18 protein-coding genes are annotated in these 23,694 nt (G+C 27.6%); 10 read left to right on the plus strand and 8 right to left on the minus strand.

Going from position 1 to position 23,694, the window contains the following annotated elements; genetic code table 11:
- Positions 1–5: 5 nt before the first annotated feature.
- The 4 genes from MPF13_RS10345 to MPF13_RS10360 all read right to left on the minus strand — a co-directional run bounded on the left by MPF13_RS10345 (position 6) and on the right by MPF13_RS10360 (position 5,515).
- Positions 6–542: a YcxB family protein gene (locus MPF13_RS10345; protein WP_249982443.1), complete on the minus strand. Its 537-nt coding sequence runs from the start codon at positions 540–542 to the stop codon at positions 6–8.
- A gap of 23 nt (positions 543–565) precedes the next feature.
- Positions 566–3,280: a DNA gyrase/topoisomerase IV subunit A gene (locus MPF13_RS10350; RefSeq protein ID WP_249982444.1), complete on the minus strand. Its 2,715-nt coding sequence runs from the start codon at positions 3,278–3,280 to the stop codon at positions 566–568.
- Between the two features lie 188 nt (positions 3,281–3,468).
- On the minus strand, positions 3,469–3,675 hold the full coding sequence (locus MPF13_RS10355) for a hypothetical protein (RefSeq protein WP_249982445.1): 207 nt from the start codon (positions 3,673–3,675) through the stop codon (positions 3,469–3,471).
- The gene (locus MPF13_RS10360) at positions 3,656–5,515 is read right to left on the minus strand and encodes a DNA topoisomerase IV subunit B (protein WP_249982446.1); all 1,860 of its coding nucleotides are present in this window, start codon (positions 5,513–5,515) and stop codon (positions 3,656–3,658) included. Before MPF13_RS10360 ends, MPF13_RS10355 begins: the two co-directional genes overlap by 20 nt.
- A 224-nt stretch (positions 5,516–5,739) precedes the next feature.
- Between MPF13_RS10360 and lysA the strand changes: the two genes are divergently transcribed.
- The 10 genes from lysA to MPF13_RS10410 all read left to right on the plus strand — a co-directional run bounded on the left by lysA (position 5,740) and on the right by MPF13_RS10410 (position 15,997).
- A complete protein-coding gene (gene lysA, locus MPF13_RS10365; protein WP_249982447.1) occupies positions 5,740–6,984 on the plus strand; it encodes a diaminopimelate decarboxylase in 1,245 nt (414 codons plus the stop codon).
- Positions 6,985–7,080: 96 nt separating this feature from the next.
- Positions 7,081–7,692 carry a fumarylacetoacetate hydrolase family protein gene (locus MPF13_RS10370; protein WP_249982448.1) on the plus strand — a complete coding sequence of 204 codons (612 nt, stop codon included), beginning with the start codon at positions 7,081–7,083 and terminating at the stop codon, positions 7,690–7,692.
- A 10-nt stretch (positions 7,693–7,702) separates the two neighbouring features.
- Positions 7,703–8,218: a GNAT family N-acetyltransferase gene (locus MPF13_RS10375; protein ID WP_249982449.1), complete on the plus strand. Its 516-nt coding sequence runs from the start codon at positions 7,703–7,705 to the stop codon at positions 8,216–8,218.
- 236 nt (positions 8,219–8,454) lie between these two features.
- Positions 8,455–10,578, plus strand: coding sequence for a Tex family protein (locus MPF13_RS10380; RefSeq protein ID WP_249982450.1), 2,124 nt, complete (start codon positions 8,455–8,457; stop codon positions 10,576–10,578).
- 20 nt (positions 10,579–10,598) lie between these two features.
- The gene (locus MPF13_RS10385) at positions 10,599–10,742 is read left to right on the plus strand and encodes a hypothetical protein (protein ID WP_249982451.1); all 144 of its coding nucleotides are present in this window, start codon (positions 10,599–10,601) and stop codon (positions 10,740–10,742) included.
- A gap of 95 nt (positions 10,743–10,837) precedes the next feature.
- Positions 10,838–11,092, plus strand: coding sequence for a hypothetical protein (locus tag MPF13_RS10390; protein ID WP_249982452.1), 255 nt, complete (start codon positions 10,838–10,840; stop codon positions 11,090–11,092).
- A gap of 12 nt (positions 11,093–11,104) precedes the next feature.
- Positions 11,105–13,498, plus strand: coding sequence for a type IA DNA topoisomerase (locus MPF13_RS10395; protein ID WP_249982453.1), 2,394 nt, complete (start codon positions 11,105–11,107; stop codon positions 13,496–13,498).
- A gap of 122 nt (positions 13,499–13,620) precedes the next feature.
- Entirely contained in the window at positions 13,621–14,571 is a 951-nt protein-coding gene (locus MPF13_RS10400; protein WP_249982454.1) for an SDR family NAD(P)-dependent oxidoreductase, read from the plus strand.
- Positions 14,572–14,580: 9 nt separating this feature from the next.
- Positions 14,581–15,492, plus strand: a complete 912-nt coding sequence (locus tag MPF13_RS10405) for a helix-turn-helix domain-containing protein (protein ID WP_249982455.1) — start codon at positions 14,581–14,583, stop codon at positions 15,490–15,492.
- 4 nt (positions 15,493–15,496) lie between these two features.
- Positions 15,497–15,997 carry a hypothetical protein gene (locus MPF13_RS10410; protein WP_249982456.1) on the plus strand — a complete coding sequence of 167 codons (501 nt, stop codon included), beginning with the start codon at positions 15,497–15,499 and terminating at the stop codon, positions 15,995–15,997.
- Between the two features lie 7 nt (positions 15,998–16,004).
- Here the strand turns inward: MPF13_RS10410 and MPF13_RS10415 are convergent, their stop codons facing one another.
- From MPF13_RS10415 to MPF13_RS10430, 4 genes are read right to left on the minus strand one after another with little or no spacing between them, the layout of a single operon-like run.
- Positions 16,005–16,226 carry a VF530 family protein gene (locus MPF13_RS10415; RefSeq protein ID WP_249982457.1) on the minus strand — a complete coding sequence of 74 codons (222 nt, stop codon included), beginning with the start codon at positions 16,224–16,226 and terminating at the stop codon, positions 16,005–16,007.
- Between the two features lie 11 nt (positions 16,227–16,237).
- Positions 16,238–16,948 (minus strand): LytR/AlgR family response regulator transcription factor, encoded by a 711-nt coding sequence (locus tag MPF13_RS10420; protein ID WP_249982458.1) that lies wholly within the window; start codon positions 16,946–16,948, stop codon positions 16,238–16,240.
- A gap of 15 nt (positions 16,949–16,963) precedes the next feature.
- The gene (locus MPF13_RS10425) at positions 16,964–18,850 is read right to left on the minus strand and encodes a tetratricopeptide repeat-containing sensor histidine kinase (RefSeq protein WP_249982459.1); all 1,887 of its coding nucleotides are present in this window, start codon (positions 18,848–18,850) and stop codon (positions 16,964–16,966) included.
- 10 nt (positions 18,851–18,860) lie between these two features.
- A complete protein-coding gene (locus tag MPF13_RS10430) occupies positions 18,861–23,444 on the minus strand; it encodes a DUF8693 domain-containing protein (protein WP_249982460.1) in 4,584 nt (1,527 codons plus the stop codon).
- Positions 23,445–23,694 lie beyond the last annotated feature (250 nt).

Below are 23,694 nucleotides of genomic sequence, written 5' to 3' on the forward strand. Positions count from 1 at the left end.
TTGTATTATTTCCACTTCCATGTTATTTCATTAATATAACCAACTTTTAAATCTGAAAATATTTTTTTAAATTCTTCTTGATTTTGAATACAATGTTTTGGAATTATTAATGAAATATCAGTTTTAAATTTTATAAAAAAATGCGATTTAATTTCTATCAATTCTTTAATTTCAGAAGAATTAATTTTAGTTTCAGATGAAACATCTTTACCATAAATATGGTTTCCTTTAAATATAAGCTCTACTTCTTTATTGATTCTATTTTTATAATTTTCTTTAATATATTTAAAAAAATACTTTTTATATCTCCATTTAGAATACACTGGGTAGAATAAAAACCATAGAATTGACACTATTGAAAAAACAAAAACTATAGTGATATCATTATTTTGATAACTTAAAAAAAGACCAATTAAAAAATATAAAATTGGTATTGAAACTCTAGAACGAAATCTTTTCTTTTTATGTAATTGAGATTTTGATGAAGTATAAAGTTGATATTCTAAAAAATCAGATAGAGAGAGATAATATTGTAACTTCAATTTATAAATTGTATTTAATTATTCTAAAACAAACTCTGTTGAGTATCATCATCAGTATTCTCCTTTTTTTTCTGAATTGCCTTCTTCAAAAGTGCTTTCTTTTTATCTTCTTTATCTTGTATTTCTAAAGTTGATGATTTTTCTATAGTTGGTATATCAATTGGTAATTTTTCTTCAACAATTTCTTCATCTACAACCTCTACTTCTTCAATTTTTTCTTCTGGTTCTTCATAAGGCAGTGATTCTAATAAATTAACGTTCTTAATTTTATCAACCGTTAATTGATTTCCTTGAGCCTTAATACCTTTTACTGCAATAAAATCTTCAAAATTAAGCTCTTCATTTTCTAAACTTCTTTTAGAGTATTGTACCTCTGCAATTGGTCTATAATCTGTAGCTATAATTTCTAATTTAGATTTGGCGTGTTCAGAAATAAAAGTTTCTTCTTTTTCTGGAGTCTCAATTAAAAAACGTTTTACATAATAACGTTCTTTTTCTCCATCAAAATAAATTGCAGATAATGGTTTGTTTGGTTTCCACTTTTCTAGCACAATCATATCATCTTCAAAATGCATTGCTAAATCTGGTTTTACAGCTTTTGCTTTTCCACTTTGAGTAACAATAAGTAATTTATCTTCTGCTCTAAATTCTCCTAACAACTCCCCTCTTTGGTCAACATTTAAACGTTGTACAGCATCATCAAACCAAATTTTACGAGGTTTTAAAGTGGATACTCCAGCAGATTTAAATTCTACTTTTCTAATAGGAAATTTAGAAATAGTATTACCTCTAACACCTCTTCCTTTTACAGCTAAATCTGCAAAATCTATATCCCATTTTAACTTTTTAACAGAACCAACAGATCGTAAATTAATGGTTACAACTTCTGCTTCTCCATTAGGGTTTGCAGTAAAATACAATACCTTAGAACCTTTGCTACCATTAGTTAAATCGTATTCTTTATCACGTGTAACAGCAGTAACATTAAAACGTTTCATATAAGAAGGTCCTTTAGTACCATCTTTATACATAAAATTATAAACCGTTCTTTTGTCTTTCTTTTTAAAGACAGCAACATGTATAATATCTTTACCTACAAAAGTTTTAGAGTCTATTTTTGTTACCATCATTTTACCATCTTTTCTAAAGACAATAATATCATCAATATCAGAACAATCACAAACAAATTCATCTCTTCTTAAAGAAGTTCCAATAAAACCTTCCTCTCTATTTACATACAATTTTGCATTATTCATGGCAACTTTAGAAGCTACAATATCATCAAAAATTCTAATTTCTGTTTTACGTTCTTTTCCTTTTCCGTATTTTGTTTTTAGAGTTTTAAAATAATCAACTGCAAACTCAATTAGGTTGGCTAAATGATGTTTAACTCCTGCAATTTTATCTTCTAAACTTTCAATAAATTGTTTAGCCTTATCAATATCAAATTTTGATATTTTCTTAATTCTGATTTCTGTTAAACGTGTAATATCTTCTTCTGTAATTGCACGTTTTAAATGTTTAATATGCGGTTGTAAACCTTTATCTATAGCTTCAATTACTCCTTCCCAAGTTTCTTCTTCTTCTATATCTCTATAAATTCTGTTTTCTATAAAAATTCTTTCTAAAGAAGAAAAATGCCATTGTTCTTCTAATTCGTTTAACTGAATTTCTAACTCTCTTTTTAACAATTCTACTGTTAAATCTGTAGAGTGTTTTAGTAACTGAGAAACCCCTAAAAATACGGGTGTATTTTCTTCAATTGTACAACATAAAGGAGAAATCGAAGTTTCGCAATTTGTAAAAGCGTATAATGCATCAATAGATTTATCAGGAGAAACATTTGGTGGTAAATGCACTAAAATTTCTACTTCTGCAGCTGTATTATCTTCAATCTTTTTTATCTTAATTTTACCTTTATCATTGGCTTTTAAAATACTATCAATTAAAGACGATGTTGTTGTAGAAAACGGAATCTCATTAATAACCAACGTTTTTTTATCTAGTTGAGAAATTTTTGCTCTTACTCTAACCTTCCCTCCTCTTTTTCCATCATTATAATTGGTAAAATCTGCAATTCCACCTGTTAAAAAATCAGGAACAATCTTAAAGCTTCTACCTTTTAAATATTTTATAGAAGCATCAATTAGTTCATTAAAGTTGTGTGGCAATATTTTAGTTGATAAACCTACAGCAATACCTTCTGCACCTTGTGCTAATAAAAGCGGAAACTTAACAGGTAAATCTATTGGTTCTTTTCTTCTACCATCATAAGACAATTTCCATTCTGTAGTTTTCGGATTAAAAACAACATCCAAAGCAAATTTAGATAAACGTGCCTCAATATATCTAGAAGCAGCAGCTCTATCTCCTGTTAAGATATTACCCCAGTTTCCTTGCATATCAATCAGCAATTCTTTCTGACCAATTTGTACCATTGCATCAGCAATAGATGCATCTCCATGAGGATGATATTGCATGGTATGTCCCACAATATTTGCTACTTTATTGTAACGCCCATCATCTAAATCTTTCATAGAATGCATAATTCTACGCTGCACAGGTTTTAATCCGTCTTCTAAAGAAGGTACTGCTCTTTCTAAAATTACATACGAAGCATAATCTAAAAACCACTCTTTGTACATTCCTGTAACTTTGGTAATGGTTTCTCCTTGAGGATTTTCGCCCTCATTTATCAATTCTTCTTCGTGTTCGTTTTCGTTTATTTCTTCACTCATTTAAAAAAACGTTTATTCGTTTAAGAGTTTATTTTTTATTTTTTGGCGTTTTAACAGGCTTTACGTTATATCTTTTTAGTTTTGTTCTCGATACAAATTTGTTCATTCTTCACAAATTCACTCAAACTGACAACTAAAAAGGATGCCACTTCAATCCTTAACGCATGCATATTTGCCAACTATTCTTTTTAATCAGAATCTTTTTTATCTTTATTTTTAATCTGTAATGAAATAATTATCATTATTCCTGCTAATACTCCAAAAAAAGCACCAGAATTCTTTTTACTTGATAAATCACTCCAATCAATTTGAAATAACCAAAACAGACTAAAAGCTAAAAATAAAACAGAAAATATATTCTTAATTAATTTTGTGTTATACTTCTTCTTCAACATAATCTAGTTCTACTTTTAAGTTCTCAATAATAAATTTCTGTCTGTCTGGTGTATTTTTTCCCATATAAAACTGCAACATTTGTTCTATAGACATTTCTTTGTCTAACATTACAGGGTCTAAACGAATATCATTTCCAATAAAATGCACAAATTCATTTGGCGAAATCTCACCCAAACCTTTAAATCGAGTTATTTCTGGTTTTCCTCTTAATTTTTCTATAGCTTCTCTTTTTTCTTCATCAGAATAACAGTAAAAAGTTTGTTTTTTATTTCTTACTCTAAAAAGTGGCGTTTCTAAAATATACAAATGCCCTTCTTTTATCAATTCAGGAAAAAACTGTAAAAAGAATGTTATTAATAACAAACGAATGTGCATTCCATCAACATCGGCATCAGTTGCAATTACAATATTGTTATAACGTAAATCTTCTAAACCATCTTCTATATTTAAAGCTGCTTGCAATAAATTAAATTCTTCATTTTCATACACAATTTTCTTACTTAATCCATAAGAGTTTAAAGGCTTTCCTTTTAAACTAAAAACGGCTTGTGTATTTACATTTCTAGATTTTGTTATAGAACCAGAAGCAGAATCTCCCTCTGTAATAAACAACGTAGTTTCTAAGTAATTCTCTTTTTTAATATCACCTAAATGAATTCTACAATCGCGTAATTTCTTATTGTGTAAACTTGCTTTTTTGGCTCTATCTCTTGCTAATTTTCTAATTCCAGAAAGTTCTTTACGTTCTTTTTCTGCCTGAACAATCTTTTTAAGTAACTTATCTGCAACTTCTGTATTTCTATGCAGGTAGTTATCTAATTTTGTTTTTACAAAATCATTTATATAAGTTCTTACAGTTGGTAAATCTCCTCCCATTTCTGTAGAACCTAATTTTGTTTTTGTTTGACTTTCAAAAACAGGTTCCATTACCTTAATTGCAATTGCAGAAATTATAGATTTACGAACATCAGAAGCTTCAAAATTTTTCCCAAAGAAATCTCTAATTGTTTTTACTACAGATTCTCTAAAAGCTGCTTGATGTGTTCCTCCTTGTGTGGTATGTTGTCCGTTTACAAAAGAATGATATTCTTCTGAATATTGTGTTTTACTATGAGTAATAGCCACCTCAATATCATCTCCTTTTAAATGAATTATTGGATACAACATATCATCTTGATTATTGTTATCTTCTAATAAATCTTTTAACCCATTTTCCGAGAAAAACTTTTCTCCATTAAAAATAATAGTTAATCCAGGATTTAGATAAACATAATTCTTAAGCATTTTTGCTACATATTCATTCCTGAATTTGTAGTTTTTAAAAATACTTTCATCAGGAATAAAAGAAACTTTAGTTCCTTTTCTTCTAGAAGATTCTTCTAAAAATTCTTCATTTTCTAAGTTCCCTTGAGAAAATTCTGCTGAAGCAGATTTTCCTTCTCTAGAAGATTCTACTCTAAAATAAGAAGAAAGTGCATTTACTGCTTTTGTACCAACTCCATTTAAACCTACAGATTTTTTAAACGCTTTAGAGTCGTATTTACCTCCAGTGTTCATTTTAGAAACTACGTCAACTACTTTACCTAAAGGTATTCCACGTCCATAATCTCTAACAGTAACTTTGCTTCCTTGTATAGAAATTTCAATGGTTTTACCTGCTCCCATTACATATTCATCAATGGAATTGTCTAAAACCTCTTTTACTAAAATATAAATACCATCATCTGCAGAAGATCCATCACCCAATTTACCAATGTACATTCCTGGACGCATTCTAATATGCTCTTTCCAATCTAATGAACGAATATTATCTTCTGTATATTTTGTTTCTTTACTCATGAAATCTCTTACTGTTAGTAGGTTTGAAGCCTCGCTAAAATAACATTTAACTATCAAAATTAAAACACCTCTGTTAATTAGTTATTAACAGGATTTCAACTACAAAAAGATGTTAAAAATCTATTAAAAATCACAAAATAAAACAATATGTTGTATTTTTAAACATGTGGTTTTTTAAGTCAGTTAATTTACTACATTTGAAGTCTGAATAAAAATAAGACAAAGTGGAAAATACACAATTAGTAGAATTAGCAAATAAATACGGAAGTCCTTTATATGTATATGATACAGATAAAATAGAATCTCAATATAACAGATTAACAAATGCTTTTAGTAGCGTTAAAAATTTGAAATTAAACTATGCTGTAAAAGCTCTTTCTAACGTAAATATTTTAAAATTCTTTAAAAATTTAGGTTCTGGCTTAGATACTGTTTCTTTTCAAGAAGTACAATTGTGTTTAACTACTGGTATAGAACCTCATGATATAATTTTTACACCAAATGGAGTTTCTTTATCTGAAATTGAAGAGGTTGCAAAATTAGGGGTTCAAATTAATATTGATAACCTTTCTATTTTAGAACAATTTGGTCAAAAACATCCAAATACACCTGTGTGTGTACGTATAAACCCACATATTATGGCTGGTGGAAATTCTAAAATTTCTGTAGGTCATATAGATTCTAAATTCGGAATTTCAATTCACCAAGTGCCTCACATTAAACGTGTTGTAGAAAACACTGGTATGAATATAAACGGAATTCATATGCACACTGGGTCTGATATTTTAGATATCGATACTTTTTTACGTGCTTCTGATATCTTGTTTGATGTTGCAAGACAATTTGAAAACATAGATTTTATTGATTTTGGTAGTGGATTTAAAGTACCTTATAAAGAAGGTGATATTTCTACAGATATTGAACAACTAGGAGTGCAATTATCAGCAAGATTTAATGAGTTTTGTGTAGAATATGGAAAAGACATTACATTAATGTTTGAACCTGGTAAATTCTTAGTTTCAGAAGCGGGTTCTTTCTTAGCTAAAGTTAATGTTGTTAAACAAACAACTTCTACTGTGTTTGCACATGTAGATTCTGGTTTTAACCATTTGGTAAGACCAATGATGTACGATTCTTATCATCACATTACAAATGCTTCAAATCCTAATGGAAGAGACAGGTATTATTCTGTTGTAGGGTATATTTGTGAAACAGATACGTTTGCATCTAACAGAAGAATAGCAGAAATTTCTGAAGAGGATATTTTACGTTTCCACAATGCTGGTGCATATTGTTTCTCTATGGCTTCTAATTATAACTCTCGTTATTTACCTGCAGAAGTTATGGTACATAAAGGAAAAGATTATTTAATTAGAAAAAGGCAAACTATAGAAGATATTTTAAACAACCAAGAAGTTGTAGAATTTTCAAATAAAAAAATTGCTAAAACCGAAAAAGTAGAAGCATAAATACAAATGTTAATAACACTTTAAATCCATCAAAAAAAGCTTATTTTTTGGTGGATTTTTTTTACTTTTACTTAACAAACAAAAACACAATTAAACATGAAAATATTAGGAATAGGTAGCAACTACGTTACTGATTTAAAAGACATTGAAGAAAAAAAGAAAGGCAAAAAATTTATTTTTTCAAAACCAGAATCTAGTTTGGCAGTAAACTGTGATGTTGAATACCCAAGTAGCATTACTAACGAATTGATTTACGAAGTAGAATTAGTGGTTAAAATTGGTAAAGAAGGTAAAAACATTTCTAAAGAAGAGGCAAACTCTTACATTTCAGAAATTGCTGTTGGTATCGATTATACTGCTACTGATATTCTTAAAAATGCAAGAGAAACAAAACACCCTTGGGAATTTGCAAAAGGATTTGATGGTGCAGCACCAATTTCTAGTTTTAAACCAGTTTCTGATTATAATTTAGAAGATATAGATTTCGACTTAAAAATTAACGGAGAAGAAAAACAAAAAAGTAATACAGCATACATGATTAACGATTTTGCTGATATTATTGTGTTTATTTCTGAATACATGACCTTACAACCAGGTGATTTAATTTTTACAGGAACTCCTGCTCTTGGTAAAGGTGAAATTTTTAAAGGAGATCATTTACAATGTTCTGTAAATGGAGAATTGTTGTTAGATTTTAAAATGATATAATCTTTTTTTGATGAAAATCAGACTTTCTACTTTTGATGATATTCCACAAATTGAAATCATAATTAATGATGCTAAAACGTATTTAGCATCTTTAAATATTGATCAATGGCAAAATGGATATCCAAATGCTGAACAAGTAGAAAATGACATTAAAAAAGGTGAAAGTTATGTGGTTGTTAATGATGAAAACAAAGTGATAGCAACATCAATGTTTACATTAAGAAAAGAACCTACATATAAAGAAATTTTTGACGGAAAATGGCTTGTTTCTGAAGATGAAATTTATGGTGTAATTCATAGAATGGCTATTAAAAAAGAATTCAGAAAATTAGGTTTAGCTACTTTTTTGTTTGATGAATTTCATCAGCAATTAAAAGATAAAAACATTCAAAGTTTAAAGATTGATACACATGAAGATAATCTTGGAATGCAATCATTAATCAAAAAACTGGGTTACAAATATTGTGGAATTATCTACACCAGTTACAACGCAAAAAGATTGGCTTTTGAGAAAGTTGTTTCTTAGAAAACATCTCGATACAAAATTCTAGAAAAAAGAATTTCACTCGATGTGACATTACGTGAGTTTCAGAACTTAACAATAAAAATATGCTGTCATTTCGAGTGATTTTTTGACGAAGGAAGAAAAATTGTATCGAGAAGTTTTATTTTCATCCTACCCAAACACAAAATAAAAGTATATTTACAACCTCATAAATTCATTTTTATGAGGTTTCTTTTTTAGATAAAATTCAAAAATAAATGCAATTACTCCAATATATAACACACCAAACACAACTTTCATCAAAATCTGTAGAAAACACTATTTCTCTTTTAAATGAAGACGCTACAATTCCTTTTATAGCAAGATATAGAAAGGAAATGACAGGTAATTTAGATGAAATTGAAATTGGTGAAATTGTAAAATTTAAAGAACTTTTTGAAACATTAGATAAACGTAAAAAAGCAATTTTAAAGGCTTTAGAAGAACAAAATGTATTAACACCAGAGTTAGCTCAAAAAGTAAACAATTCTAAAGATTTAATTGCTTTAGAAGACTTGTATTTACCTTTTAAGAAGAAACGAAAAACCAAAGCAGAAACTGCTCGTTTACAAGGGCTAGAACCGTTGGCAAAAATGATAATGAGTCAACGTGTTAATGACTTAGAATATACTGCTTCAAAATACACTTCCAATGAGGTTGAAACTATAGAAAATGCCTTAGAAGGTGCAGGTTTTATAATTGCAGAATGGATTAATGAACGTACAGACATAAGAAATAACATTCGTTATCAACTAGAGCGTTTTGCACAAATTTCATCTGTAGTAATTAAAACAAAAAAAGACGATGAAAAAGCACAAAAATTTAAAGATTATTTTGATTGGAGTGAATCTTTAAATAGAATTCCTTCTCATAGATTTTTAGCAATATTAAGAGCAGAAAAAGAAGGCTTTATTCGTGTTAAATTAGAAATCGATACTGAAAGAGCACTTCAAAAAATGGAAGACAGAATTATTCGTTCTCAAAATGAGTGTTCAGAGCAAATTCAATTAGCTATAAAAGATGCTTTCAAACGATTATTATTCCCTTCTTTATCAAACGAAACTTTATCTATTGCTAAAGAAAAAGCAGATGAAGCTGCAATATTGGTTTTCTCTAAAAATTTAAAACAATTATTGTTAGGTTCACCTTTAGGTGAAAAACGAGTTTTAGCAATTGATCCTGGTTTTAGATCGGGTTGTAAAATTGTTTGCTTAAATGAACAAGGAGATTTAGAACACAATGAGACAGTTTTTCCTCATGCTCCTCAAAATCAATCTTTTGATGCTATTAAAAAAATAAGTTCTTTGGCTGAAGCTCATAAAATTGAAGCCATTGCTATAGGAAATGGAACTGCATCTAGAGAAACAGAACAATTAATCAAGAAAATTCAGTTTAAAAATAAAGTAGATGTTTTTGTGGTAAGTGAAGCTGGAGCTTCTATTTATTCTGCTTCAAAAATTGCGAGAGATGAATTCCCAAATTACGATGTTACAGTTCGTGGAGCAGTTTCAATAGGAAGAAGATTACAAGATCCTTTAGCTGAATTGGTAAAGATTGATGCAAAATCAATTGGAGTTGGACAATATCAGCATGATGTAGATCAAACAAAACTTAAAAAATCTTTAGATACAACTGTAGAAAGTTGTGTAAATACTATTGGTGTAAATATTAACACTGCTAGTGAATCTTTGTTGAGTTATGTTTCTGGAATTGGGCCAAAATTAGCAGAAAACATTGTGAATTACAGAAACGAAAATGGTTCTTTTTTATCTAGAAAAGACATTAAAAAAGTACAACGTTTAGGAGGAAAAGCTTTTGAACAAGCTGCAGGTTTTTTAAGAATTAAAAACGGAAAAAATCCTTTAGATGATTCTGCTGTGCATCCAGAAAGTTATGCTTTGGTAGATAAAATTGCCAAAGACAACAATAAAAAAGTATCAGAATTTATTGGAAATTCAGCGTTAATTCAGAAAATAAATCTTAAAAATTATATTACAGAAACTGTTGGTTTACCAACTTTAGAAGATATTGTTAAAGAATTAGAAAAACCAGGAATAGATCCAAGAAAAAAGGCAAAAGTATTTTCTTTTGATAAAAACATTAAAACAATTTCCGATTTAAGAATTGGTCAATTACTACCAGGAATTGTAAATAATATCACCAATTTTGGTTGTTTTGTAGATGTTGGCATCAAAGAAAGTGGCTTAATTCATGTTTCTAATTTATCAGATACTTTTGTAAAAGACGTTAATGCCATTGTAAGTTTACAACAACAAATTGTTGTAAAAGTTTTAGAAGTTGATGTGGTTAGAAAACGAATTCAATTGGCTTTGGTGAAATAATTTTTTTATTACCTTTAAATATGACTAAAAAAGAAAAAACAGATTCTTGGGATGACTTAAGTGATTTTCAAAAGAATGAGATTCAACAAGAGGTTAACGAATTAAATAAAAAGAAAAAAGTTTCTTGGGAAGATGTTAAAAAAAAGCTTTCAAAATTAAAATAAAGTGTAAACCTTTCATGTTTTTTTAAAACAAAAAATAAAATGAAAAATTGATATTGTGAAAAACACATTCAATTGATTTTATTCAATATTGTATGATGAATCAAGAAGAAAAAAATAAAAGAAATAGAAAAAAAGCAGACTTAACTACTTCTGAAAAATTAAGTTTCTTTTTTATGCCTTTTAATTTAGGAACAAGATTATCACCAACAAAAGATTTTAACGATACTGAAATTGAACGTTTTGAAAAATACGGGTTTGAACAAAAATTAATTGATGCTAGAAAATTTAAATATTATGGCTTTGCTTTTTATATCTTTTTATTTTTAATTTTCTTACTTTCGACTTCTTAAAACTTAAAAATATTGAAAGTCTGTATTGCCGAAAAACCAAGTGTTGCAAGAGAAATTGCTAATATTCTAGGAGCCAAAACAAAACGTGATGGTTTTTATGAAGGTAATGGCTATGCAGTAACGTACACTTTTGGGCATTTATGCACTCTTTTAGAGCCTAAAGATTACAAACCTCATTGGAAAAGTTGGGATTTAAACAATCTACCAATGCTTCCAGAACGATTTGACACAAAAGTTACAGGAGATGCAGGAATTAAAAAGCAATTTAATATTGTAAAATCTTTATTCGAAAAAGCAGACGTTATTATAAATTGTGGGGATGCTGGAACAGAAGGAGAATTGATTCAAAGATGGGTAATTAACCAATGTAATTATAAAGGGAAAGTACAGCGTTTATGGATTTCATCACTTACAGAAGAAGCTATAAAAGACGGATTTGAAAACCTAAAACCTGCAGAAGATTATGACAACTTGTATTATGCAGGTTACTCTAGAGCTATTGGAGATTGGTTGTTGGGTTTAAATGCAACTCGTTTATACACCGTAAAATTTGGAGGTTTTAAACAAGTTTTATCTGTTGGTAGAGTACAAACTCCTACCCTAGCAATGTTGGTAAATCGATTTAAGGAAATTAGAGATTTTAAACCTCAACCTTATTGGGAATTACAAACCACATACAGAAATACACTTTTTAATTATGAAGATGGGCGTTTTTTAAAACAAGAAGATGGACAAGTTTTAGCAGATAAAGTTGCGCAATCTGAATTCGAAATAGTTTCTGTTACTAAAAAGAAAGGAAAAGAATATGCTCCAAAACTCTTTGATTTAACAGGTTTACAAGTATATTGTAATAATAAATTTGGGTTTTCTGCAGATGAAACACTAAAAATTGTACAGAAATTGTATGAGATGAAAGTAGTTACATACCCTAGAGTTGATACTACATTTTTACCTAATGATTTGTATCCAAAAATTGCAGGAATTTTATCAAAATTAACTAAATACTCAACTTTAACACAACCACTTTTAGGTCAGAAAATTAAGAAAACAAAGCGTGTTTTTGACGATAAAAAAGTAACAGATCACCATGCAATAATTCCTACAGGAATTCAAGGAAACTTGCAATACAATCAGCAACAAGTTTATGATATTATCACTCGTAGATTTATAGCCGTTTTTTATCCTGATTCTGATGTTTCAAACACTTCTGTAATAGGAAAAGCAGCAGACGTACCTTTTAAAACAACTGGTAAAGAAATTATCAATAAAGGCTGGAGAATTGTTTTTGAAAAAAAATCACAAGAAAAAGAGATTTCTCCACAAGGTCGAAATGACAAAAATAGTTCTAATGTCATTTCGAGTGAAACCGAGAAATCTCAAAATAAAAACTTGTTACCCAATTTTATTAAAGGTGAAAAGGGAGCACATGAACCTTCTTTTTTAGAAAAAGAAACGAAACCTCCAAGAAATTATACAGAAGCTTCACTTTTACGAGCTATGGAAACAGCTGGTAAACAAGTTGATGATGATGAAATGCGAGAGTTGATGAAAGAAAACGGAATTGGAAGGCCATCAACCAGAGCAAGTATTATTGAAACTTTATTTAGAAGAAAATATATAGAACGTAAGAAAAAACTGGTTTTGCCTACACAAACTGGTATCGATTTAATTAATATTATTGATAACGAATTATTAAAATCTGCAGAACTTACTGGACGTTGGGAAAAACGTTTGAAAGAAATTGAAAGAGGAGATTTTAATGCAGGTACATTTATCAACAACATGAAAAAAATGGTTGATGAGTTGGTCTATGAAGTACGTTCTAATAAAATTAAAAAAAGAATATCTTCCAATAATGTCAGTTCGAGCGCAGTCGAGAACTCAACAAAACAGAAAACCAAATCAAAAAAACAAGTAGCAGGAAAAACTTGTCCTAAATGTAAAAAAGGACATATTTTAAAAGGTTCTTCTGCTTTTGGTTGTTCTGAATATAAGAACAATTGCAATTTAAAAATTCCGTTTGAAATTCATGGAAAGAAAGTTTCTGAAAATCAGATTATAAGATTGATAGACAAAGGATGTACAACCAATTTAAAAGGTTTTCAAACTGATTCTGGTAAAGTTGAGGGGTTAATTCGTTTTGATGATAATTTTGCTTTAAAGCTGGAACCTAAGTTAAGTGTCACTTCGAGCGCAGTCGAGAAGTCTCCAGAAAACACAAATGAAAGCGATAAGATTTCATGTCCAAAATGTAAAAAAGGAACTATTTTAAAAGGAAAAACTGCCTATGGTTGTTCTGATTATAAAAATGGTTGTGATTTTGTTTTTACATTTGAAAACATTAAAAAAATTGCAAACGGACAACCTCTAACAAAAGAATTGGTTTTGAAAATTATTTCAAATTAAATTACTTTTTTAGTAAATTTTGTATGCATTTTACCAAAAAGTATACAAGTTTCGAAATTCTGTATAAATAACTACCATACTTCTAACCGAACTTTGCCTTATAATTATAACATTTGGCAATAATGAAAACAAATCAATTTGGTAAAAACGGTTGGACTCCTAATAGAATAGAGAACTTAAATGGTAAAACTTTTGTAATTACAGGAACTACTAGTGGAACAGGTTTTGAGGCAGCAAAAATATTACTCTCTAAAGGGGCTAAAGTGGTGATGTTAAATAGAAACCTTAAAAAATCTCAAGACACCATTTTAACTTTAAAACAAGAACTTGGCAACTCAATTGATGTTCTAACAATAAAAATGGATTTATCAGAACAAGGTTCTGTAAAAAATGCAGCTGAAGAAGTACTAAAAACAGTTTCAAAAATTGATGCACTAATTTGCAATGCTGCAATTGCACAAGTACCTAAACAAACACTTACTGTAGATGGTTGGGAAAGTCAAATGGGAACTAACTTCTATGGAAATTTTACGCTGCAAGCTTTACTTTTTCCTTTAATAGAAAAATCTAAAGGACGCATTGTAACAGTAGGTAGTTTAGGATATGATATGGGAATTAAAACTATAAAGTTTGATGATTTAAATTGGGATAATGATTACACTCCAAACAACGCTTATAGCCAAAGTAAATTAGCCCAAATTATGTCTATTTACGAATTACAAAGCAGATTAAAAAAGTCTGGTAATACAAATGTAAAAGCATATGCTTGTCACCCTGGGTCATCAAGAACTAATTTGATAAATACAAGTGGTAGTTTTTTAATGAAATTTATCTTTAATTTAATGAAATTATCTCCATTAACACAATCTGCAGAAAAAGGTGCTTATCCTCAGTTGATGTGTGCTACAGAAGCTGATTTAGATGAAAGCGGATTTTATGGTCCTACAGGAAGAAATAATTGGACAGGTCCTGTAGGTGCTCATGAGTTAAAACCTCATGCAAAAGATAAAATGATTTCAAAAAAATTATGGGATCTATCAGAAAAAGAAACAGGAATTAAATGGAATTTATAAATTAGCAATATGCAACACTTTAAAACTTTAGTTTCTTATTTTGATTATTTAGGTTTACCAAGACCAGAACATCCTATGTTAAGTGTTTTTAACTCAAAAGGCAATGGTTTTTTACCATGTCCAAGAGAAAGTTCGCCGCCAATTACTAATAATTGCTATACCATTAGTTTTAAAAAATTTGTTGAAGGAAACTTAAATTATGGACGCACAAAATATGACTTTACAAATGGAGTTTTATTTTTTATTGCACCAAGACAAGTTTTGCAATGGGATAAAAGTGTTGTTTTTGAACAAGAAGGATTTTCTATAAATTTTCACGAAGATTTTTTAAAAGGTACAGAATTAGCTCAACAAATAAAAAATTATGGTTTCTTTTCTTATTCTGTAAATGAAGCACTTCATCTTTCTCCTAAAGAAGAAAAACAAATAGAATCTATTGTAACAAATATTGAAATCGAATACCAAAATAATCAAGATGCATTTAGTAAAGAAATTATTATTTCTCAGTTAAGCGCCTTATTAAAATATGCCAATCGATTTTACGAAAGACAATTTATCAATAGAAAAGAAGTTTCTAATGACTTATTAGAAAAGTTTAATAAAGTTATTATAAATTATTTTGAATCAAAAGAACTACAAGAAAAAGGTATTCCTAATATAGAACAAGTAGCAAATAAATTATTGGTTTCTCAACGTTATTTAAGTGATACATTAAAAAAAGAAACTGGTAAAACAACGATGGAACACATTCATTTAAACTTAATAGATATTGCTAAAAATATTTTATTAAAACCGAATAAAAGTGTTTCAGAAGTAGCTTATGAATTGGGTTTTGAATATCCAGCTTATTTTTCAAGATTATTTAAAAAGAAAGAAGGTATAAGTCCTACTAAATATAGAGAATTATATAAAATGAATTAAAATTATGAATATATTAAATACAGCAACAGATTGGGCAAAAGCAGAACTTTTTTCAACACCTTTTTTTATTCTTTTTGGTGTAGCTTTTATGGCTGCTAGCTTAGGTTTTTGGCAATTAGGAAAAACAGTTATAGCAAGAGCTTACATAGTACCAACTTTAGTAGCTGGAGGTTTACTTTTAATAATTGGTTTGGGATTATTTTTTACTAATAAAGCAAGAATTACAGAATTTGAAATTGCTTACAATAAAAATAAATCTGAATTTATAAAATCAGAAATTGAACGATCAGAAAGCACTTTAAAAGAATACAATACTGTAGTTTTTAAAGCAATTCCAATTATAATAATTGTAGCTGCTTTATTCATTATTTTTATAGATAAACCTCTTTGGAGAGCAATTAGTATTACAACAATTGCAATGATGATAGTTATTTTATTAGTTGATGGAACTGCTTACGCAAGAATTAAAAACTATAAAGAGCAATTAGAATTACAAAATAAATAAGAAGGTTTTAATCAATCATATTTTTAATATAAAACTTTTCTACCTTTTCTCTAGCCCAAGGTGTAGTTCTTAAAAATTTTAAACTAGATTTATAAGTAGGATTGTTTAAAAAAGCTTTAATTCCAAGAGAATAACCTAATTCTTCCCAACCATATTCTAAATATAATTCTTCTAAAATAGTTGCTAATTTTACACCATGAAGTGGATTATTGGGTTGTTCTTTACTCATTTTATATATTCTTATTTAGCATTTAAACTATTTATTAAATCTTCTCTATAATTTTTAACCAAAGGTATTTTTATATCTTCAATAAATAAAAAATTAGTACCTATACTTTCTATTTTATTACAATTAACAATATAAGATCTATGAGTATTTAAAAAAAGTTTTATTGGTAAGTCTTTTCTAATTTCTTTTAAAGAATTTCTAATCAGGTATTTTTTATTTTTTGTATGAATTTCTAAATAATTACCATCTGATTTTATAAAAAGTAAATCAGCATAAAAAATTTTAACTAAAGCTGTACCATCTTTTATAAATAAATGGTTTTTATCTTGATAATTTTTATTTTGATGAAAAGATTTTCTTTGATAATTTAAACGTGCAATCTCTACTACAGCATACAAATCATCTTTATTAAAAGGCTTTTGTAAATAACCAAAAGGCTGTTCTTTTTTAGCTAAATTTACAGTAGAAACGTCTGCATTAGAAGTTATAAAAACAAAAGGAATGTTTAAAGTTTTGTTTATATAATTAGCTAGTTCTATACCATTTTTTCCACTACCTAAATTTATATCAATTAAAACAATATCTAACTTATTATGTTGCAAAAAATGAACAGCTTCATTATAATTTCTAGCCATACCAAGAATGTTATAATTTAACTCTTGGAGCATTATAGACATCATTTCAGAAATGATGAGTTCATCTTCTACTATAAGAATATTCAATTTAATTTTTGATTTTTACAAATCAAATATAATGAAGAAAGATGACTTTTTTTTATTCTTATATTCTAAGGTGGCAAAAAGTTGTTTTGCTAAAATATTTACAAGTCTCATTCCCAGTGACTTAGAATTGTTAAATGAGAAGTTATTTTTTAAACCATCACCTGTATCATAAACCTCTACTGTTAACTTATTTAAATTTTCATTTAAAATAATGCCTATTTCGCCTTCTGTTTTATTTTTAAAAGCATATTTAAAAGAATTTGTAACTAATTCAGTAATTAACAAGGCTAAGGGGATGGCTTTATCTATATTTAAAAAAACATTATTATGAGTAACTATGCAATTAACATCTACTTCTTTAGAAAAAAAACTATTTGACAAAGTTGATATTAGTTCTTTACAATACAGACCAAAATTAATCCTACTCATATCTCCTGTTTGATACAGTTTTTGATGTACCATAGCCATAGAGTTAATTCGATTCTGACATTCTTTTAAAAAGTTTTCATCCTCATTATTTTTTGTTTCTTTTTCTTGTAGATAAAATAAGCCCGATAAAATTGTTAAGTTATTTTTTACTCTATGGTGTACTTCCTTTAAAAGTACTTCATTTTGTTTTAAACTTTTTTCTAAATGAAGATTTTTATTATTTATTTCATCTTTTTGCTTGGATAATTTTTTTGCGTTTTTATAAAAAATAAATAAACCAACAAATAATAAAATAGAAACTCCAAAAATTACATTTTTAATAAAAGTTTCTTTTTCTTTTGCTTTTTCAATTGATAATAATTCAAACTTTTGTTTCGCTAACAATTTGTTTTTCTCAATAGTTTCATATTCCACTTCAATTTTTAAAGCATTTTCTTGCTTACTTTTTTTAATATTGAAATAGCTTAAATATTTACTAACCCTTTCTGATAAAAAAGCCTTTTTATAATTACCAATAGCACTATATTCTTCAGCTAAACGTCTATTTCCAGATTCATAAATCCATGAAATATTATGATCTATTGCATATTGAATACTTTTGTTTAATAACAAAATTGCTGCATTATGCTTTTTTAAAACCATTAATTCTTTTGCTTTATTTATATAAGCTAAAGCTAAACTTTGTTTATCATTTATTTTTTCCCACGCTATAATTGCTTTATCATAGCTTTCTGAAGCTAGTTTTTTTTGTCCAGAATGAAAATAAGCATAACCCAATTCGTTATAAGAAATTCCTTTAGAGTCATTATCATTAGATTTTATATGATTTAAAGCTATTTTAGAATACTTTATTGCATTGTTAAAATCTAAAAAAGTATTTTTTAATGAAGCAAATCTTTGATTCCATTTTACAAGTACAATCGAATCTTTATATTTACTATTATCAATCAGGTTTTTAGCTTTTAAAAAATATTTTTCAGCATTTTCTTCAGACATTAAGTTGGTATATAAATCTGCTAATTGTATTGTATAATAGATTATAGATGAAGTATCGTTTTGTTTTTCAGCATATTTTACAAGCTCATGTTGGTATTTTAACTGACTGTCTTTTACATTATTAAAAGACATTTTTTGTATTACGTTTTTATAAGCATCATAAACTTCTTGCTTATTAAAAGAACTCTCATTACTAATAATGTGTTGAGAAAGTGAATCTTTAGAAAATGATGGTTTATTAGTATCTACTTTTTTTATAAACGAAAAGGTAGATTTTAGTTCCTTGTCTCGTAAAATTTTTTCTAAGATTTCTTGTGCTTCTTCATAATGATATATAGCTTTTTCAGGATTTTTTACGATATAAGTTTTTGCCTTATCATAATGTTTATGAAAAAGGGTTTTTAAGCTATCATTTGGGTTCTGACCAAAAAGAGAGTTTGTTATAAAAACAATAAATAAAACTTTTATAAATTTCATTAATACTCCTTTATTTTATAACTATTTTTTTATCAGTCATTCCTAACTTATTTTTAATTTTCACTAAATATACTCCTTTACTTAATTGAGGAATCTGAATTTCTGAATTATTTTGTTTTAATAACTTAGAATTAAATACTCTTTTTCCATGTAAATCATATATATGCAAATCGTTTTTATTTAGACTTAATCCTTTAACTGCTAAGATATTGTTATTTCTTAAATAGATTTGAACTCCATTCTTTTCATCTGTAGCAATTCCTAAAGATTTTGCTTCAGTAATGTGTAAATAAAATTGTCCAAAACCGTTTAAATCACTACTTATAGTCCTTGTAAATTTTGATGTTTCAGAATTAAAAGTAAAAAATTCATTATTAACTCTATCTTCTAAAGTTAATGTTACTGAATTAGGAATATTTATAAGGTTTAAAGCAAAACTTAATTCTGTATTCGCTTTTGCATTCACTCCAATTGGAATTTCTAAATCATTAAAATCATTCGTTTTTAAAGATTGTATTGTAAAGTACTCTTTATTATCTCCAGAAACTAACTTTGTAAACACATCAAAACTCGAATTAAAGTTACCTATATCATATCCAGGATCAAAACCTCTTGTTGCATTATCAAAAAATTTAATTGCTGTTTTTACAGTGTAAATTTTATCACTTAAAAGTAACTCAATACTTGGTGAACCAGAATTTGATTTATTAAATTCATTATTAGATGAAGTTTGAATTATTCTTTGGTTTTCTTTAAAAGTTATATTATTTACGCCTTCTTTTGGTCTTATAAAAAAACCTTGCCCAGGTGCTAAAGCTCTTTGAGTTTCATCTATTAAAGTGGAAACTGCATATTTATTTTGAGAATTATCCCATAAATAAATGCCTTTATTAGCATCATTTAGTTTTGTAAAATTCTCATTTATAAAATTTGAATTACTATTCTTATTCATTGGTAAAAATGCAGTAAACGGATTCCCTATTAAGTTCCATTTGTTTGGTAGTACTGTTTTTACAACATCATCAACCAATAAGGAACCAGTAAAAGAAACTTCACCATTTGAACCTCTAGAAATTGAGTAACCTTCACCAGAAATAAATACAATGTTATCTGCCACATTTTCATTAAAGTACTCCCATTTACCACTAACATTTTCATCATTATACCTTGCAATGGCATATTTTTTTACAGCATCATTATTTTTACGAATATCATTAGAAACATTTGTAGCAAAATCTTTTACTTTTTGATTTGCAACTGGTGCAGAAATAACACTCCATTTATTAGCCAATAAACCTCCTCTTTTATAAGTAACATTCCCTGTAGAAGTACCTTTTACTATTAATGTCCCGCTATTTGTTGCAGTAGAATTGACTATTAAATTACCATTGTTTATAAAATTACCATTAACGGTTAATGATTTACCTACAGCAATTGTTGTTGTTGCTCCAGCATTTATATTCAAATCGTTAATGGTAACTACTGAGGAAATAATTGGGGGATTTCCTTGATTTAAAATTGTTACATTACTGTTAGATGTTGGTATAGAACCAGAAATCCAATTAGAAGCATTTTGCCAATTAGCATCTACAGCTCCACTCCAACTTTTAGCACAATTTGTACTAAAACTACTTGCTCCATCAATATTTGTCCAATTTGTAGTACTATAACTTACATCATCTACTTCTATACATAATAAATTTGTATTAGTAGTTGCATTAAAACTAGATAGCGATACATTATTTCCATTTCTAACATCTAAAGATGTTAATTGGTTGTTATGTACATGCAAAGTCGTTAATGCTGAATTATTTGAAACATCTAAAGAAGAAAGTTTATTATTTTGTAATGCTAAGAATAATAGTTCTGTGTTTTGTGAAACATCTAAAGAAGTTAGTTGATTGTCACTTGCAATTAGATGAGTTAAAGCTGTATTTTTTGAAATATCTAAGGAATTTAGTTGATTCCCATTAACAATTAATATTTTTAAATTAGGAAACTTTTCAATTCCTGTAAGATCTTGAATGTTAATGCCATTAATACTTAAATTTATGATAGGTGTTAATTTAGAAGTCTCAACATAATGATCATTAGCAATATTGTTTCCTAAACCATTGGATTCTAAATAATTCTCAAATTCTATATCGGGAACATAGGTTAAAGTAGCATCACAAGATTCAGAATTATACGAACTTGCATCATCTTTTTGTGTCCAATTTAAATCACTATAAGCTGTATTATCTACCAAAACACATAACAAATTAGGATTATTTAGTGCATTAAATGAAGTTATAGTAGCATTATTTTCGTTTTTTACATTTAGTGTTATTAACTTATTATTAGAAACATTTAATAATGTTAAGGCTTTATTTATAATAAAATGAAGTGATTTAAAAGAATTATTTTGAAGTTGTAATGAAGTAAGATTAATATTTTTATTTAAATCAATAATTTGTAATTGATTAGCACTTAAATTAAGATTTGATAAACTAAGGTTGTTTTTTAAATCTATCACAGTCAACAAATTGTTAGAAGCATTTAATGTTTGTAATGCTGTAAAACTTTTGATACCTGTTAAAGATGTAATAGACAAACCAGAAACATCTAAATTAGTTACTGAGTTTACTTTAGATGTAGTTACAAAATTATCATTTGCAATTCCATTACCCATACTAGTTCCATCGCCAATAGCAACAACAGCTCCTGCAGCATTATGAGTTTCTAAGTAGTTTTCAAAATTTTCATCAGGCACATAAGTGTTTGTTGATGAACAGAAGTTACTAAAACTGGCTCCTGCATCTATAACAGCAGGAGTATTTACAGAATTCCAAAAACCTAAATTATCTACTTCTATGCAGGTTAATAAAGGATTTTGGTCTGCCTTCATATATGCAAATTTACTCCTATTCTGATTTTTTAGATTTAAATAGGTAAGTTGGTTTGAACCTAATCTTAAGTCAGTAATTTTTGGATTGTTGGAGATATCAAAACTTGTTAATTGATTTGATTCTGAATGTAAAATAACAAGCTTTCTATTATTATGTATATTAAGATTTAATAATTCATTATTAGAAACATAAAGTTGAAACAACTCTGTATTGTTAGAAATATCAAGAGTACTAAGTTTATTTCCATTAACATCAAGACTAAGTAAAGCTGTACTATTTGAAATATCTAATTTAGTTAAACTACTATTGCCAGTAATATTTACCCAAGTAAGTTTTGTGTTTTTAGATAGATTTAATTCTTTTAAATTAGTATTACCACTACATGTCAGTGTTGATAACTCTGTGTTTTTAGAAAGATCTATATAATTTATACTTGTACTAGAAACATCTAAAGTGATTAAACTTGTAAAATCTTGTATTCCACCAAGGTTTATAATATTAATATCACTTACATCTAAAGAGGTAACGCCACTAATTCTTGAGGTAAACACTTTTTTGTCATTGGCTATTCCATTTCCCATACTAGTAGGATCTCCTAAGTTTACCACATCACCAGCAGCGTTATGAGTTTCTAAATAGTTTTCAAAATGTGGATAATAACTTTCAATTACTGTAGTGTTACAATCTGTAGAAAAAGTTATATCATTAGGAATTGTATAGTTTACTCCTACCCAATTGGTAGTACTATAAGAAACATCATCAACTTCTAAACAAGAAAGAGTATTACCAATACTATTACCTAAATCTAATTTTACAATCTTAGAATTAGTGCCATTTTTTAAATTTACCCCTCTATAATAATTATCCTTTAATACAGCTTCTTCAAGATTTACATTGTTTGAGAGATCTAAATAATATACATAATAGAGAAATGTTGCTTCAAGGTTTTTTAAAGCAATATTCTTTGAAAGATTTATAGAAAAATAGAGTCTAGAACGTATTATTAGATTTTCTAAAAGTACATTATTGCTAAGATCTAAATGATCTGGTTGAGATTGAAAATTAGAATTAGAATTTATAGCATCAGATTCTATCCCAAGAGTCATACCTAAATTTAAATCCGTTAATAATGTATTCTGACTTACATCTAAATAATTTATAAAAGCATTATGCAAATTTAAATTAGTTAATTTTATATTCTTTGAAAGATCTATAGATTTAAAGTTTGTATTTAAACGATCAGGTAATACTGATAGGTTTAAATCAGTTAATAATACATTTTTTGTTAGATCTATTGTAGATAATATATGCCCAGACATATTTAAACGGGTTAGCAAAACATTATTCGTGATATCTAATGTTGTTATATGACTATTTATAATTTCTAAAATAATTAATTGAGTATTACCACTTAAATTTATTGATGAAAAAGAATGATTAGATACAATAAAAGTTTGCAAAGAGGCAAACTTATCAATACCAGTAAAATCATCAATTTTATAAACACCAGATTTACCATTAATTTCTAATTTAGTAACCGCATTTATTCTTGAAGTCAGAACTAAATTATCTCCAACAATATTGTTTCCCATATTATTAGGGCTATTAGGTCCTACATAATTTCCATTTGCATCGTGAGTTTCTAAATAAAGTTCAAAATTAGCATCATTAATAACAGAAGTTTGAGCAGAAATAACTGAACTCATCAAAATAAAAAAAACAAATAGGAACAGGTTTTTAAGTTTCATAGTATTTAGAATTTCAATTCATCAATATTTAAAGAAACAACGATTCTATTATATTTTAAAAATTTTGTGACGAATCGTAAAAAAATGTATTTGAAATTGCTGTATTTTATTAAAACACAAAAAATAGTAGGTACTAAAGTTCTTTTTTAGGTTTCTAATTCTACAATTTTCTATACATTTGAGAAATTTTTTATCAAACAACTAAATC

Source organism: Polaribacter sp. Z022 (assembly GCF_023555495.1).
In the GTDB taxonomy this organism is placed as follows: domain Bacteria; phylum Bacteroidota; class Bacteroidia; order Flavobacteriales; family Flavobacteriaceae; genus Polaribacter.

Bases quoted from the DNA above. Each gene is read 5' to 3' on its own strand.
- MPF13_RS10385 (WP_249982451.1), top strand. From the start codon at position 10,599: ATGACTAAAAAAGAAAAAACAGATTCTTGGGATGACTTAAGTGATTTT.
- MPF13_RS10360 (WP_249982446.1), bottom strand. From the start codon at position 5,515: ATGAGTAAAGAAACAAAATATACAGAAGATAATATTCGTTCATTAGAT.
- MPF13_RS10410 (WP_249982456.1), top strand. From the start codon at position 15,497: ATGAATATATTAAATACAGCAACAGATTGGGCAAAAGCAGAACTTTTT.
- MPF13_RS10370 (WP_249982448.1), top strand. From the start codon at position 7,081: ATGAAAATATTAGGAATAGGTAGCAACTACGTTACTGATTTAAAAGAC.
- MPF13_RS10405 (WP_249982455.1), top strand. From the start codon at position 14,581: ATGCAACACTTTAAAACTTTAGTTTCTTATTTTGATTATTTAGGTTTA.
- MPF13_RS10425 (WP_249982459.1), bottom strand. From the start codon at position 18,850: ATGAAATTTATAAAAGTTTTATTTATTGTTTTTATAACAAACTCTCTT.
- MPF13_RS10415 (WP_249982457.1), bottom strand. From the start codon at position 16,226: ATGAGTAAAGAACAACCCAATAATCCACTTCATGGTGTAAAATTAGCA.
- MPF13_RS10430 (WP_249982460.1), bottom strand. From the start codon at position 23,444: ATGAGTTCAGTTATTTCTGCTCAAACTTCTGTTATTAATGATGCTAAT.
- MPF13_RS10350 (WP_249982444.1), bottom strand. From the start codon at position 3,280: ATGAGTGAAGAAATAAACGAAAACGAACACGAAGAAGAATTGATAAAT.
- MPF13_RS10380 (WP_249982450.1), top strand. From the start codon at position 8,455: ATGCAATTACTCCAATATATAACACACCAAACACAACTTTCATCAAAA.
- MPF13_RS10400 (WP_249982454.1), top strand. From the start codon at position 13,621: ATGAAAACAAATCAATTTGGTAAAAACGGTTGGACTCCTAATAGAATA.
- MPF13_RS10355 (WP_249982445.1), bottom strand. From the start codon at position 3,675: ATGTTGAAGAAGAAGTATAACACAAAATTAATTAAGAATATATTTTCT.
- MPF13_RS10390 (WP_249982452.1), top strand. From the start codon at position 10,838: ATGAATCAAGAAGAAAAAAATAAAAGAAATAGAAAAAAAGCAGACTTA.
- MPF13_RS10375 (WP_249982449.1), top strand. From the start codon at position 7,703: ATGAAAATCAGACTTTCTACTTTTGATGATATTCCACAAATTGAAATC.